The sequence below is a fragment of the Pseudarthrobacter equi genome (assembly GCF_900105535.1).
GTDB classification, from domain to species: domain Bacteria; phylum Actinomycetota; class Actinomycetes; order Actinomycetales; family Micrococcaceae; genus Arthrobacter; species Arthrobacter equi.
Window position 1 is genome coordinate 4,042,782 of sequence record NZ_LT629779.1, and the last position, 13,648, is coordinate 4,056,429.

Consider the following 13,648-nt stretch of genomic DNA (forward strand, 5'->3'; position numbering starts at 1 on the left):
TGGTGCCTTTCGTTGATGCTTCTGGATTGTCCAGTGCAGTTGATGTGGTGTGGATCGGAAGGGTGGTCAGGGGGCCTTGCGGCGGGCCGGGCGTGCCGGCGGGTCTGGCACATGCCGGTGGGTCCGGCAATACCCGGGGGTCAGAGGTGCTTCAGGGGCTTTCGCGACGTCTCAGTGGCGAACAGGACTGCCGCCAGGGACACGGCCGAAGCTGCAACCAGGTACCAGCCTGGGGCGATCTTGCTCTGGGTCATGGCGATCAGCAGGGTGGCCATGAACGGCGCGGTGCCACCGAAGAGGGCGTTGGAGAGGTTGAAGCTGACGGCAAACCCGCTGTAGCGGACCTTGGTGGGGAACAGCTCGGCCAGGAAGCTGGGGAGTGTTCCGTCGTTCAGGGTGAGCATGCCGCCCAGGAGGATCTGGACCAGGACGATGACCAGGAAATCTCCGGTTTCCAGCAGCATGAACGCCGGAACGGTAAGGACCATGAAAAGGATGGATGCCGTGATGAGCATCCGTTTGCGGCCAAAGACGTCCGAGGCCATGCCGGTAAGGAAGATGAATCCGATGTAGCTGGCCAGGGCAATGGTGGTGGCCAGGAAGGACTCGGTGGGGCCGAAGCCCAGTTCCTCGGAGAGGTAGGTGGGCATGTAGCTGAGGATGACGTAGAAGCCCACGGCGTTGAGCAGTACCGCGCCGCAGGCGATGACGAGCTGCTTCCGGTAGGTCTTGAACATGGCCAGCGCGGGGGCCTTCTCTTCGGTGCCTTCCTTCGCGGCCAGTTCCCGGAAGGCCGGGGTGTCCTCGAGTTTGGTGCGGATGTAGCGTCCGATGAGCCCCATGGGGGCAGCCAGCAGGAACGGCAGCCGCCAGCCCCACTCGTGCAACTGCTCTGTGGTGAGCACCGAGCTCAGGAGAGCCGCTATGAGGGAGCCCAGGAGCAGGCCGGCCGCGGTGCTGGCCGGAACCACGGCAGCGTAGAGGCCGCGCCGGTTCGCCGGGGCGTACTCCACCAGAAAGGCCGAGGCGCCCGCATACTCGCCGGCGGCTGAGAAGCCCTGGACGATGCGGATGAGGAGGAGCAGGACCGGAGCCATCAGCCCGATGGATGCGTAGCCGGGAATCAGCGCGATGCAGAACGTCGAGACGGACATGATGACGATGGACAGGGACAGGGCCTTCCGCCTGCCGAGTTTGTCGCCGATGTGGCCCCAGAAGAAACCGCCCAGCGGCCGGACGAAGAACGAGACCGCGAAGACGCCGAAAGTGGCCAGCAGCGCCGTCTGCCGGTCCGCTTCCGGGAAGAAAACCGATGAGATGACAGCGGCGAGGTAGCCGTAGACGGCGTAATCGAACCATTCAACGAAGTTGCCGATGAAGCTCGCGGTGACCACCCGGCGTCGTACGTCCTTGCTGGGCGTTAGGGGGCTAACGCCGCCGCCTGCCAGTGCGGAACCATCGGCATCTTTGGCGATGACTCCCGCCTGGGGCGGTGTTGTTTCGTGACTCATAGAACCACCAATGAAAGTTGGAGTTGCACTGATTGCAACGTCGTTGTTTCAAGATAGGTGGTGACTGCGAACACAGTCAAGAGATTCGCAGACTATTTCCGTGGAGACTTGACAGGCGATACGGGCATTCATCGCCTGGAGGCAGCAATTCCGCGACATATGACAACGTTGCACTCAAAGCAACATTGTTGAAACGAAACGGAAACCCGTTGCGGCTACGCGAACAGGCACACGGCCCGGCCCTGCCGTTGGGCAGCAAGAAACAGGCGACGCCGGGAAAGTCCCGTCGTCGCCTGTTGTGGTTCCTCTGTCCTAGGTGGAGCTGCCGCTCTGCTGGTCCCCATCGGTGCGGGGTTGATCCGGCGGAGGCTCATCCCCGTGCGGGTGATCCTTGTGGCGGGCTTCCTGGAGGTGGTGCTCCAGCTTCTCCTCCGCGTCGCGGCGGCGTTGGCCCACCGTGCGCATCTGCTGCGTGGTGGGTGCGGTGTGGGCATGCAGATGCGGGCCTGCATCATTGGGGCTGTCAACCCTGTTTTCCTGCATAGGATCATCGTCCCACCGGCGCGGGGGCCCGGAAAGGGCAGGCGGACGACGGCGGGGCAAGGCTTGCGGGCACACGAACGGCCGCCAGGAATTTGCCTGGCGGCCGTTCGGTGCTGGGTTGCCCCTGGGGGCGGATCCCGGGCCAGCGCCTGGAACCCCGCCCCCTTCCGGGTCCTGTCAGATCCCGGTGTAGACCGTCTTGCCCCACGTGAAGAAGTCCAGCGCGGACCGGCCCTGCTCGCGGAACGTGTTCGTTGACGAGTCCTTCACGCCGCCGAAAGGCACGTTCAGGTCCAGCCCGGCGGTGGGCCTGTTCACCTTCACCACGCCGGCCTGGGCGCGGGCAGCGAAATCGGTGGCCAGGGCCAGGGAATCGGTGCAGATGCCGGCGGTGAGTCCGTAGCGCGAATCGTTGATTGCGGCCAGGCCGGCCTCGTAGTCGGGGACTTCCAGGACCGCCACCACGGGGCCGAAGATTTCCTCGGTGACAGCGGGGTCACCGGCGGGCAGGTCGGTGAGCACGGCGGCGGGGAAGAAAAGCGCACCGGAGGGGTCGCCGTCGTACTTTCCGTGCAGGAGGGTGGCACCGCGTTCGACGGCGGCGCGCACCGCTTCCTGGTCCTGCTCGAATTGCTGCCGGCTCACCACGGCACCCATGCGCGATGTTCCGCCTGTGCCAGCGCCGTCCAGGCCGTCCAGGCCGTCCCCGGCAGTGTACTGCGAGGCTTCGGCCACCAGCGCCGCGAGGAACTTCTCCTTCACACCCGGCGTGACATAGACCCGCGATGTTGCGGTGCAGGCCTGGCCGGTGAGGCCGAACGCGCCGGCGGCCACCACCTGCGCAGCCTTGGCGGGGTCTGCGTCATCAAGCACCAGGACGCCGTTCTTGCCGCCCATCTCAAGCTGGACGCGGGCGCGGCGCGCGTTCAGGATTTCCTGGAGCCCCAGGCCCACACGGGTGGAACCGGTGAAGGAGAGCCCGGCGATACGGGCATCCCGGGCCAGCGCCTCCCCCACAACACGGCCCTTACCGTGGACCACGTTGAAGACGCCGGCGGGCAGCCCGGCATCCTGCAGGGCCCGGGCCAGGTGGGTGGCGGACAGCGGGGTCAGCTCGGCTGGCTTGATCACCACGGCGTTGCCGCTGATCAGCGCGGGGGCGGCCTTCCAGGCGGGGATGGCGATGGGAAAATTCCACGGCGTGATCAGCCCGACCACGCCCAACGCCTCACGGCGGGTGGTGATGGTGGTGTCCGGCAGGCCGCTGGGCAGCACCTCCCCGGTGGCCGCCCAGCCCAGCGAACCGAAGAACCGCAGCACGTCTGAGGCTCGCTTCACCTCGCCCTTGGCCTCGGCCAGGGTCTTGCCTTCCTCACGGACCAGGTCCTCGGCGATGGCCGACTGCCGCTCGATCAGCAGGTTGCCGGCGGCGATGAGGATGGCGCCGCGCGAGGGTGCGGGCAGCGCCGCCCAGGCAGGCTGGGCCGCCGCCGCTGCGGTGACCGCTGAGTCCACGTCCGCAGCGGTGCCGCTGGGGGAAACCGCGGCGATCTCGCCGGGCCGGGCCGGGTTCATCCGCACCGTGTCCGCGTCACCCAGCCATTGGCCGTTGATGAGGTGCCGGGCGGTGATGGCTTCCCGGGAGTCAGTGGATTGGTTGGTTTCGGCGTCAATAACGGTGGAGGTCATGGTGGGTCCTTTGGAATGTTGGGGCTAGAGGCTGCGGATCAGGCCGCCGTCGCAGCGGAGCGCCACGCCGGTGATGTACGACGCCGGCGCGCTGCACAGGAAGGCGGCGGCCGCACCGAACTCGGCGGGTTCCCCGTAGCGGCGGGCAGGGATAGTCTTGCGGGATTCGAGCTGGATCTCCTCGAGCGTGGTGGCGCGGCGCTTCGCTGCGGCCTGGTCCAGCTGGGTGACCCGGTCCGTGGCGATCCGGCCGGGCAGCAGGAGGTTCACCGTGACCTCGTCCAGGGCCACTTCCGCTGCGAGGGTTTTCAGGTAACCGGCCAGCGCGGCCCGTCCGGTGTTGGAGATGGCCAGGTTGGGCAGCGGCGCGGTGACGCCGCTGGAGCCGATGGCGAGGATTCTCCCCCACCGCCGCTCGCGCATGCCCGGCAGGACGTGGGACACCAGGGCGTGGTGCGGCTTGACCAGGAGATCGAAGGCGGCTGCCATGTCTTCCGCAGTGAGCGTCGCTGCGGCACCCGGCCTGGGCCCGGGGCCGTTGAGCACCAGGATGTCGATGGGGCCGAGGTCCGCCACGGTGTGCTCGACGGCTGATCCGATGCCCTCCGGCGTGGTCAGGTCCGCTTCGATGGCCACGGTGTCGAATCCGGCAGTGTTGGCGCCGCTGCCGGTTCCGTACGCGGCCTGGAGTTCGGCCACGATCTCCTTGGCGCGGTCCCGGCGCCGGCCCACGATGGCCACGCGGACGCCCTCCGCAGCAAGCGCCCGGGCCACGGCCAGGCCAAGCCCGCCTGTGGAGGCGGCCACCAGGGCAGTTTTGCCGGCGATTCCGAGATCCATCAGTAGCTCCTTGCTGGGGTCAGTGCCGGGGATTGTGCTTGTGCCCGGGCCTTGGCGTTGCCGAGCGCATCGGCGGCCTCGCTGAGGTGGGTGTGCATGGCGTCGCGCAGGCTTTCGGGGAAGGCTGCCGCCGGGGCCCGGACTCCGGAGTCCTTGATCAGGCCGCGTTCGCGGAGGCATTCCTTCCGGATGGCGAGCGCCACCTTGGCCTGCTGTTCGAAGTTGATCAGCGGCAGGTACTGCAGCAGTTCGGTGCGGGCGGCTTCGTAGCCCCGGTCCTGCCATGCGGCGACGCAGGCGATCAGCGCCTCCGGGTAGGAGAATCCGGTCATGGCTCCCGCCGCGCCGGCTTGGAGTTCGTCCAGCAGCCCCTGCCCGCCCAGGCCGCCAAAGATGGAGACGCCGACGGCGGCGCTCAGCTCGGCGATGGCCACACTGGTGGGCGGGGCCTCGGCTTTGACGGCGATGACGAACGGGCAGGCGTTGACCACGGAGATCAGTGCGGCCGTGGCGATGCTGACGCCGCTGGCCAGCGGGTAGTCCTGCAGCACCACCTTGGCGCCGGTGGCGCGGTGGATGGCATCCAGATGGGCAATCACCGCATCCGCCCGGGCCGAGTTGGCCTGGACCATCACTGCTGCCAGGCGTCCCCCAGCCATCTCCTGCGCCGCCCGGACCTCCTCGATGGCCGGCCTGGTGGCCAGCGCCGTCACTCCCACCACCAGCGGAAGCGACGTGCATTCGACAACGGTTTCCAGGACGTGGCGCCGTTCCTCAGCCGTCAGTGCGGCGGCTTCGCCGAACACGCCCAGGACGGTGAGGCCCGTGGCGCCGATGGCTTCGTAGTGCTCCACCAGTTCGGACAGGCTGTCCAGGTCCACGTCGAGGGTACTGCCCTGGAAGGGCGTGGCCACCACACCCCACACGCCTGCGGGCAGTGCGTCAGGGGCCAGGTTGTTGGGCGCAAGGGGTTGCTGCATTGTTCTGCTTCCTTTCAATGCGAAGCGTGGGGGGTGGGGCGAAGCGTGAAGGTAGGGGCGGAGGGACGGCGGCAGGTCAGCGGCCGGGCCACACGGGCCGGCGCTTTTCCTGGAACGCCCGGACCCCCTCGGCCGAGTCCTCACTGTCCAGGGCGGCCATGAGGGCCGGGAGCCGCAGGCCGCGGGCTTCCGTGGCGGTGAGGTGGCTGGTCTGCGTGACCATTTGCTTGACGGCCCGGACCGAGGTGGGCGCGCAGGCGAGGATCTGGTCCACCCAGCGCTGCACCGCGGCGTCGAGCTCTTCCGCGGGGACCACCTCGTTGACCAGGCCCATGGCCTGCATCTCCGCCGCGTCCGCCTTCCGGCCCGTGAGCAGCATGCCCATGGCCTGCGTGTAGGGGACGCGCCGCACCAGCTGGTGGATGCCGCCGTCGAGCGCCAACCTCCCGACGCGGGGCTCCGTGAGCCCGAACTTCGCACTGTCCGCGGCGACCACGATGTCCGCGCCGAGCACCATTTCCATGCCGCCGCCCAAGGCGTAGCCGTTCACCCGGGCGATCACCGGCACGTCCAGCGTGGTGCGCAGGCTGAGGCCGCCGAACCCGTTGGGGTCCAGGCCGGCCCAGTACTCCAGGCCGGTCTTGTCCACGGCGGACGCGGACATGTCCGCTCCCACGCAGAACGCGCGGGTGCCGGCGCCGGTGATGACCACGGCCCGCACCGACGCGTCCTGCTCCAGCTGGTCCCAGATCTCATTGAGCCGGGCCTGGGCTGTGCCGTCCACGGCGTTGAGGACGTGCTGCCGGTCGATGGTCACGGTGGCCAGGCCATCGGTGATGGCCAGCGTGACCTGGTCTACCCGTTCTTCGACGGCGGGTTCTTCCACAGTGATGCTCACCGGAGGACCCCCAGTTGCTGCAGGCGTTCGATGGTCTCGGGATCGAACCCGTTTTCCAGCAGCACCTCCACATTGTGCTCACCCAGGCGGGGCGCCACGCGGCGGACTGAGGGCGGGGTGGCCGAGAGCCGGATGGGGGCGTTGAGCATCTTTACCGTGCCCACGCCGGGGTGTTCCGCCTCCACGATCATGCCGTTGGCCTCGGTCTGGGCATCGGCGAGCGCCTGTTCCAGGGTGTGGACGGGGGCGTTGAGCAGCCCCTGCTCCTCGAGTTTGCCGGTCCAGTACTCGGTGGTGTTGGTGGCAATGTGCTCCCGGAAGATGGCCTGCAGCGCGGGCTTGTGCTTGAACTGCTGCTCCAGGTTGGCGAACTCCGGGCGCTGGGTGAGGTCCTCGTCCAGGCCCAGGGCGTCGGAGATCCGGGCGAGCGGGTCCGGGGTAAAGCCGCCCACCATGCACACGGCACCGTCGGTGGTTTCGAAGACGCCGCTCAGCGGCATGGCGCCCCAGTTGACCTCGTAGCCGCGGTTGAGCTGCATGCAGGCTTCCTGCATCTGCAGGTGCAGCATGGAGTCGTACATGGTCACCTCCACCTTCTGGCCCACACCCGAGGTTTCCCGGGTGCGCAGCGCCAGCAGGATTCCCTGCATCAGGTGCATGCCGGTGATGTAGTCGCAGAGGGTGGTGGGGTAGATGGCCGGTTTCTGGTCGTCCGATTCGCGCCGCCACATCACGCCCGAGTAGGCCTGGGCGATGGCGTCCTGGCCGCCCTTGTGCGAGTACGGTCCCACCGGGCCGAAGCCGGTGCCGGAGGCCCAGATGATGCCCGGGTTCTCCTGCGTGAGCTCCTCGTAGCCGAAGCCCATCCGCTCCATCACGCCGGAGCGGAAGTTGCTGACCACCACGTCCGCGTCCGCCATGATGGCGTGCAGGACGTTCCGTCCTTCCTCCGTGCGCGTGTCGATGGAGACGCTGCGCTTGTTGCGGTTGATGGACAGGAAGATCGGGTTGTCCTGGCCGTCCTGGTCCGGGAACGAGTTCCGGGAGATGTCCCCGGCACCGGGGCGTTCCACCTTGATGATGTCCGCACCATAGTCACCCAGCATCTGGGTGCAGGACGGGCCCATGAACACCTGGGTGAAGTCCACGATCTTGATGCCGTCCAGCGGCAGCGGGGTGGCCGGCCGCGCATCCCCGGCGAGGGGTGACGCGGTGGCGCCTGCCGCCGTCGTACGTCCTGCGGCCTGTTCCGTGCGGTCCGTGAATTGCTCCAACGTCGCGCTGCTCATGCCGGCACCGCCGCGTCCTGGTCGATGGTGGCGTTCGACGACGGGACGTCGCCCGGGTCTGCGCCGTGCCGGCGCATGCCCTGCTGGATGTCCAGGGCGGAGACGTCGCGGACCAGGACATTGTTCTCGACTGCGAGCGCGGCAGCAACGCCGACGGCCTGGCCCATGGCCATGCAGGGCGGAATCTCACGTGACATTTTCTGCGCTTCCGGGGTGGCGGAGTAGTGGCGCCCGGCAACTAGCAGCTGGTCCACCTCCTTGGGCAACAGCGAACGGTACGGGTAGTAGTAGTCGCGGCCGCGGGCCACGGTGTCGGCGAAGTGCCGGCGCTGGGTGACGTCGTCCTTGGTCATCACGTACTCGCCCTGCAGCAGGCGGGTCTGCCGGACACCCATCTGGGAGGCGACGTCCAGCATGTAGCAGTTTTCGAAACCGGGCAGGTGGGCGCGGACGTAGTCCACGGCCTCGGAGATCCTGTCGCGGGCAGCGAACTCGGCGGCGGTCATGTCTGCCGGGTCCGTGCCGTCGAAGCCGGACATGTGCGGGGCGTTGCACCAGACCACGCCGTCGATGGGGGTCTTGAGCCACCACAGCTCCCAGGCGCCGCCGAGGAGGCGCTTGATCTTGCGGTTGATGGCGCGGGCTTCCTTGGGGTTGGCCTGCTCGAATGCTTCGGCGGCCCGGGTGTCCACGTTGCCCAGGCGGAAGACGAGCGTGGTGATGTAGTTGTCCTTGGCGTAGCTGGCCCCGGCCCGGGAGGCGACGTCGATGTCGCCCGTGGTGTCGATGACCACGTCCGCCATGAAGGCCTGCGGGCCCAGCTTGGTCTCGGTGATGACGCCCTTGATCACGCCGTTGTCCACGATGGGGCGGGAGAACCAGGAGTGCAGGCGGAGGTCCACTCCGGCTTCGCGGACCAGGTCGTTGGAGACCCGCTTCCAGCCGTCGGGGTCAAAGGCTGCGGCGTAGCAGATGGGCTTCGGGTTGGTGTGGGAGTGGAAGTCGAAGGTGCCGTAGCGGCCCCACTTGTTCCAGAGTTCCTCCGAGGTCTTGCGGTCATCCGCCGGCGGGACAATGGCCAGGCCCAGCTTCTGCAGCCGCTCCACGTACTCGGAGACGATGCCGGTAACGGTGATTTCCTGGCCGTTGATCATGTCGTCCAGCACCAGCACCATGCCGCCGGAGGCGAGTCCGCCCAGGGATGAGTAGCGTTCCAGCAGGGTGACCTTGGCGCCGGAGCGGGCCGCGGTGACGGCCGCGGCAACGCCTGCGGGGCCACCGCCCACCACCAGCACGTTGGAGCGGGAGATGACGGGGGCGGTGAGATCCGCCGTGGTGGTGGCGAGTTCCAGGGAGCCGGCGAAGCCGTTTTCGGGCGCGGCGAAGCTGGGTGTGGTGTTCATGGGAGGGTTCCTTACTTGCCGACGAAGATGCCGTTGGAGCGGCGTGCGGCGATGTAGAAGACGATGCTGAGGATGGACAGGACGGCCACGTAGACCGGGAAGATCCAGGTGAGGTTCAGGGACTGGAACCAGACCAGCAGGTAGGAGGCGGTGCCGCCGAAGAGGGCGACGCCGATGCCGTAGCCCAGGGCCACTCCGGTTCCGCGGATGTTCTTGGGCATCAGGGAGGAGCTGACCACGTTGTAGAGGGTCATGTTCAGCACCAGTACCACCGAGCCGCCCAGCAGGACCGCCGCGAATGCGCCGATGCCGGGCTGTACGTAGAGCAGCATGAGGAACACTGACGGGATGGCCAGGATGCGGGTCACCAGGAACCAGCGGGACATGGCCTTGCCGTCGGCGAGCTTGCCGATGATCCAGGAGCCGGCCACCAGGATGACGCCAAGGACAGTGGTGAGGGCGAAGACGGAGGTGGGGTCTTCCTTGAAGCCGCTGCGGGCTGCGCTGGGCAGGCCCACGTTCCAGGCGTAGTTGTAGGCCTGGGCTGCGCCCACCACGAAGATGATGGCCATGACGGAGAGCCAGTGCTTGCGGACGCCGGACCAGACGGCGCGGGGTGTGTTGGTGGCCATCTCCTCTTCTTTGAGGGTTTCCGGTAGGGAGCGGCGGAGGTACAGGACCACGAAGCCGAAGAGGGCGCCGAGGATGAAAGGCACACGCCAGCCCCAGTCCCCCATGGCCGCCCCGCCGATCACCAGGCTGCAGAGGAAGCTGACCAGCGAGGCCAGCAGGATGCCAATGTTCACGTAGAAGGACATGATGCCGGCCACGTAGCCTTCGCGGCCCTCCGGCGCCAGTTCAACGGCGTGCGAGGTGGAGAGCGGGGCTTCGATTCCTGTGGAAATGCCCTGCAGGACCCGGCAGACCAGCAGGATGATGCCGGCCAGGGGGCCGATGGTGGCGTAGCTGGGGGTGACGGCGATGATCAGGGTGGTGCCGGCCATCAGCATGATGGACAGCAGCATCACCCGGCGCCTGCCGATCCTGTCGGCCAGGGTGCCGAGGAGGATGCCGCCCAGGGGGCGGAAGGCGAACCCGACGGCGAACACGGCCAGGGCGTTCAGCGTTGCGGACAGCGGGTCCGTGTTGGGGAAGAAGTTGGGTCCGATGAAGGCGGACAGGAGGCCGAAGACCATCCAGTCGTACCATTCGAGGGCGTTGCCGAGGCCCAGGCCCAGGAGGCCTTTGCGGACTTCGGGGGTGAACTTTTCGTGCTTTTGGGGGGATGAAGCGGTGGTTCGGGAGGTCGGGACGGCATTGTCCGTGGTTTGGGTGTCAAGCATGGGATTTTCCTTACGCTTGCGCCCCGGAGGGCGTAAGAGGGTATGACGCAGGAACGCCTGTTGGAGGAGGCGCCTGATGCGAAAGTGGCAAGGAGTGTCAGCGGCCACGGAAACGTGTCCGGACGGTTAGGGGTCAGCGCCGGCGCAGGTTAAGGCCGGCAGGCCTACAACGCGTGGGGAGCGTTGACCCAGATGGCTACGCATACCTCTTCGTAGCTGTTCTTGTACCAGTGGGGGATTTCCGAAGAGTAGGTGATCGAGTCGCCCTCTTCGAGGCTGTAGCAGACGCCATCAAGGTAGACGTCCTTCCGGCCCGAAATGATGTAGCAGAACTCTTCGCCGCTGTGGGTGAAGGGTGTTGCGCTGGTGTCGTGCCCTGGGGGCGTGCTGATCCATTGCGCTTCAATGGCGCCATCGCGGTCCGGGGTGAGCAGCTCATGAATTGCTTCGCCGACGGACTCGCGGGTGACGTTTTGGAGGTTGCGCCGCGCGGATCTCCGGACCACCGGGGACCTGGACTGGTCCTGGCCGATGAAGAACCGTCCCACGGGGATGTCCAGTCCGTGGGCCAGCTGCGCGAGGGTTGTGAAGGACGGGTTGGCCATTCCGCGTTCGATCTGGCTGACGATCGCCTGGCTGAGTCCGGTGATTTCCGAGAGCCGGGCCAGGGTCATTCCCCGGTCCTTTCGCATGGACCGCACCTTGTTGCCGACTGTGGCCAGCAGTTCGCTGGTGGCCGGCGGGGCGGTGGTGCTAGTCTCGGTGGTCATCGTTTGTCTTTCACTGGGTGATGCTACTCACACAACTATAGTGAAGATTTCCGGACAGTCAACGGATTTTCCTAACTATATTGAAGATTTGCTCTTCAGCACCCCGGGAAGGTCCTCAGGCTGCGCCTCTCGCGCCGGGCCAAAAGACACCTTTAGAACTCCCTGACCAGGGCGCATACTGTCGCCATGAGCGACGCCGCGCGGAAACCGGACCGGATCCTTTTCGTGCTGATCGGCGTCGTAAGCCTGCTGGTGGTGGTGGCGCTGGCCGTGGTCTTCACGCGCGGCGACCCCGCGCAACTGGACGAGGCCAGCCCCGCCGGGGTGGTGCAGCGGTACAGCAAGGCCGTGATTGATGGCGACAACGCCGCCGCGGATTTGTACCTCACCGACGGCGCCCGGAGCAGGTGCCGGGGAGGCTTTCAGGGCGAGCCCCGGCCGGCGCGGGTCGTCCTGGTGTCGACGGCGGAGCGCACCAATTCAGCCACGGTGCGGGTTTCCATCGTCCAACAGTCCCAGGGCGGACCGTTTGACCCGTCCGAGTACGAGATGGAGGACGCCTTCTCGCTCCTGAAAGTCAACGGCGCCTGGAAAATCGACCAGCCACCCTACATCCTGACGGCCTGCTCCGTGGTTCCGGCCAAACAATGACCTCGCCGGCAGCCACCACCACCCGCGCTCCGGCCGGCGGCCTGGCCACCCTCCGCCGCCTGATCCTTTATGTCCTGCTGTTCGCCCTGGTGGTGATTGCGGCCTCAGGTGTGAGCGGATTGCTCGAACGGCTCTTCCGTGCGTCGTCCGTGCTGGTCACCGGCGATCCTGCCAGCCTGGCACTGCCCCTGGCGTTCACCCTGATCGGCGGTCCGCTGGCACTGCTGCTGTGGTGGTTTGCCTGGCGGCGCCTCGACGACGCGGCGGAGCGCACCGCTGCCGGCTGGGGCCTGTACCTGTCCGGGATGTACGCCGTTTCGCTTATCATCGCCACCACTTCGCTGCTGAACCTGGCAACGTCCTCCATTGATACGCAGGAAAGCCAGTGGCAGTCCCCGCTCGCCAACGGCCTGGTGTGGGCGGCCATCTGGCTCTGGCACCGGTGGATGTGGAAGCACCCCGCCAAGCCGCCGACGCACCTGGAAGATGTCAGGACACTCCTCGGCTCGGTCTTCGGCCTGCTGCTGGGCGCCGGCGCGGCGGTTGCCGCCCTCAGTGGCCTGCTGGACGTGGCCATCCGCGGGTTGCCGCTCAGCGCAGCGGTTGAGCCGTGGTGGTTTGCCCCGGTCCGTTCGCTGGTGTGGGCCGCGGGCGGGGCCCTGGTGTGGTGGTGGCACTGGTTCAGGGAAGGCGGCCGGCGCCTCCGGACCACACTGGCGGACGTGGCCATGATCGCCGTCGGCATCTTTATCGCGGGCATTGCAGCGCTGGGCGGCGTGGGCGTGGTGGCGTTCGTGCTCCTGCGGCTCGCGTTCGACCGCAGCGATCCTGTGAACCTGCTGCTGGAGCCCCTGGCGCCGGCAATCTCGGCCGCGGCCATCGGTGCTGTGGTGTGGCGCTACCACCGGGCGGTGGCCGTTTCCCGTTCCACCGCAACGAGGCGCGCCAGCCTCCTGGTGACCTCAGCCGTTGCGCTGGCCGCGGCGGCGTCCGGTGTGGGCGTGGTGGTGAACGCGCTGTTGGCTGCCGTCGTCTCGCCACTCGCCGGCGGCGCCGCGCGCACACTGCTGCTGGGCGGCATCAGTTCCCTGATGGTGGGCGGCGCGGTGTGGTGGCTGGCGTGGAAGCCGCGGCACCAGCCCCGGACGGCAGGCGAAATCCCACCCGGCCGGCGCATTTACCTGGTGGCGTTCTTCGGCGTCAGCGCAGTGGTGGCCCTGATTACGCTGCTGGTGACGGGCTACCGGGTGTTCCAGTACCTGCTCGGCGACGTCTCCGGCGGAAGCTTTGTGGACCGGATCCGGGCACCGCTGGGCCTGTTGGTGGCGGCTGGCCTGGTGGCCGGATACCACTTCGCCTTGTGGCGGCACGACCGCACGCTGCTGGCGGCCGCGGCGCCCGCCCGGCGTCGGACGATTGACCAGGTCACGCTGGTCAGCGGCTATCCCCCGGGCACCATTGACGTCAGCGCTTTGGCGCGCGGCATCGCTGACGCCACGGGAGGTGCCAAGGTGACCGCCTGGCTAAGGGCGGACGACGGCGGCACTGGCCTGCCGCCGTCGTCCGTCCCTGCGCCGGGGTCACCAGCTGCCCAGCCCGACGAAGTCATCCAGCAGGTGGCAGCGGCACTGGACGACGTGGCCGCGCCTCACGTCCTGGTCATGGTGGGTCCGGGCAGCCTGGACGTGATCCCGCTGGCCGCGCCAACTCCCGAAGTTAAGGGCTGAGGTT

Annotated in this window: 12 protein-coding genes; 2 read left to right on the forward strand and 10 right to left on the reverse strand. The window is 67.6% G+C overall.

The window, feature by feature from the left end:
- Positions 1-140: 140 nt before the first annotated feature.
- From BLT71_RS18465 to BLT71_RS18510, 10 genes are all read right to left on the reverse strand, one after another.
- Positions 141-1,511: an MFS transporter gene (locus tag BLT71_RS18465; protein ID WP_172830005.1), complete on the reverse strand. Its 1,371-nt coding sequence runs from the start codon at positions 1,509-1,511 to the stop codon at positions 141-143.
- Positions 1,512-1,823: 312 nt separating this feature from the next.
- Positions 1,824-2,054 carry a hypothetical protein gene (locus tag BLT71_RS18470; protein WP_091723203.1) on the reverse strand — a complete coding sequence of 77 codons (231 nt, stop codon included), beginning with the start codon at positions 2,052-2,054 and terminating at the stop codon, positions 1,824-1,826.
- A gap of 177 nt (positions 2,055-2,231) precedes the next feature.
- Positions 2,232-3,743 carry an aldehyde dehydrogenase family protein gene (locus BLT71_RS18475; RefSeq protein WP_172830006.1) on the reverse strand — a complete coding sequence of 504 codons (1,512 nt, stop codon included), beginning with the start codon at positions 3,741-3,743 and terminating at the stop codon, positions 2,232-2,234.
- Between the two features lie 24 nt (positions 3,744-3,767).
- Positions 3,768-4,583, reverse strand: coding sequence for an SDR family oxidoreductase (locus BLT71_RS18480; protein ID WP_091723204.1), 816 nt, complete (start codon positions 4,581-4,583; stop codon positions 3,768-3,770).
- The gene (locus BLT71_RS18485; RefSeq protein ID WP_091723205.1) at positions 4,583-5,563 is read right to left on the reverse strand and encodes a dihydrodipicolinate synthase family protein; all 981 of its coding nucleotides are present in this window, start codon (positions 5,561-5,563) and stop codon (positions 4,583-4,585) included. Before BLT71_RS18485 ends, BLT71_RS18480 begins: the two co-directional genes overlap by 1 nt.
- A 76-nt stretch (positions 5,564-5,639) precedes the next feature.
- A complete protein-coding gene (locus tag BLT71_RS18490; RefSeq protein ID WP_172830007.1) occupies positions 5,640-6,461 on the reverse strand; it encodes an enoyl-CoA hydratase-related protein in 822 nt (273 codons plus the stop codon).
- Positions 6,458-7,750 carry a CaiB/BaiF CoA transferase family protein gene (locus BLT71_RS18495; protein ID WP_091723207.1) on the reverse strand — a complete coding sequence of 431 codons (1,293 nt, stop codon included), beginning with the start codon at positions 7,748-7,750 and terminating at the stop codon, positions 6,458-6,460. The genes BLT71_RS18490 and BLT71_RS18495 overlap by 4 nt, the downstream gene beginning before the upstream one ends.
- Positions 7,747-9,153, reverse strand: coding sequence for an FAD-dependent oxidoreductase (locus BLT71_RS18500; protein WP_091723208.1), 1,407 nt, complete (start codon positions 9,151-9,153; stop codon positions 7,747-7,749). The genes BLT71_RS18495 and BLT71_RS18500 overlap by 4 nt, the downstream gene beginning before the upstream one ends.
- Before the next feature lie 11 nt (positions 9,154-9,164).
- Positions 9,165-10,496: an MFS transporter gene (locus BLT71_RS18505; protein ID WP_091723209.1), complete on the reverse strand. Its 1,332-nt coding sequence runs from the start codon at positions 10,494-10,496 to the stop codon at positions 9,165-9,167.
- A 164-nt stretch (positions 10,497-10,660) separates the two neighbouring features.
- Positions 10,661-11,266 carry a helix-turn-helix domain-containing protein gene (locus BLT71_RS18510; protein ID WP_091723211.1) on the reverse strand — a complete coding sequence of 202 codons (606 nt, stop codon included), beginning with the start codon at positions 11,264-11,266 and terminating at the stop codon, positions 10,661-10,663.
- Positions 11,267-11,452: 186 nt separating this feature from the next.
- Between BLT71_RS18510 and BLT71_RS18515 the strand changes: the two genes are divergently transcribed.
- Both BLT71_RS18515 and BLT71_RS18520 read left to right on the forward strand, forming a co-directional pair.
- A complete protein-coding gene (locus tag BLT71_RS18515; protein WP_091723213.1) occupies positions 11,453-11,917 on the forward strand; it encodes a hypothetical protein in 465 nt (154 codons plus the stop codon).
- Complete coding sequence (locus tag BLT71_RS18520; protein ID WP_091723214.1) at positions 11,914-13,644, forward strand: DUF5671 domain-containing protein; 1,731 nt, start codon at positions 11,914-11,916, stop codon at positions 13,642-13,644. Before BLT71_RS18515 ends, BLT71_RS18520 begins: the two co-directional genes overlap by 4 nt.
- The last annotated feature ends 4 nt before the right edge of the window (positions 13,645-13,648 follow it).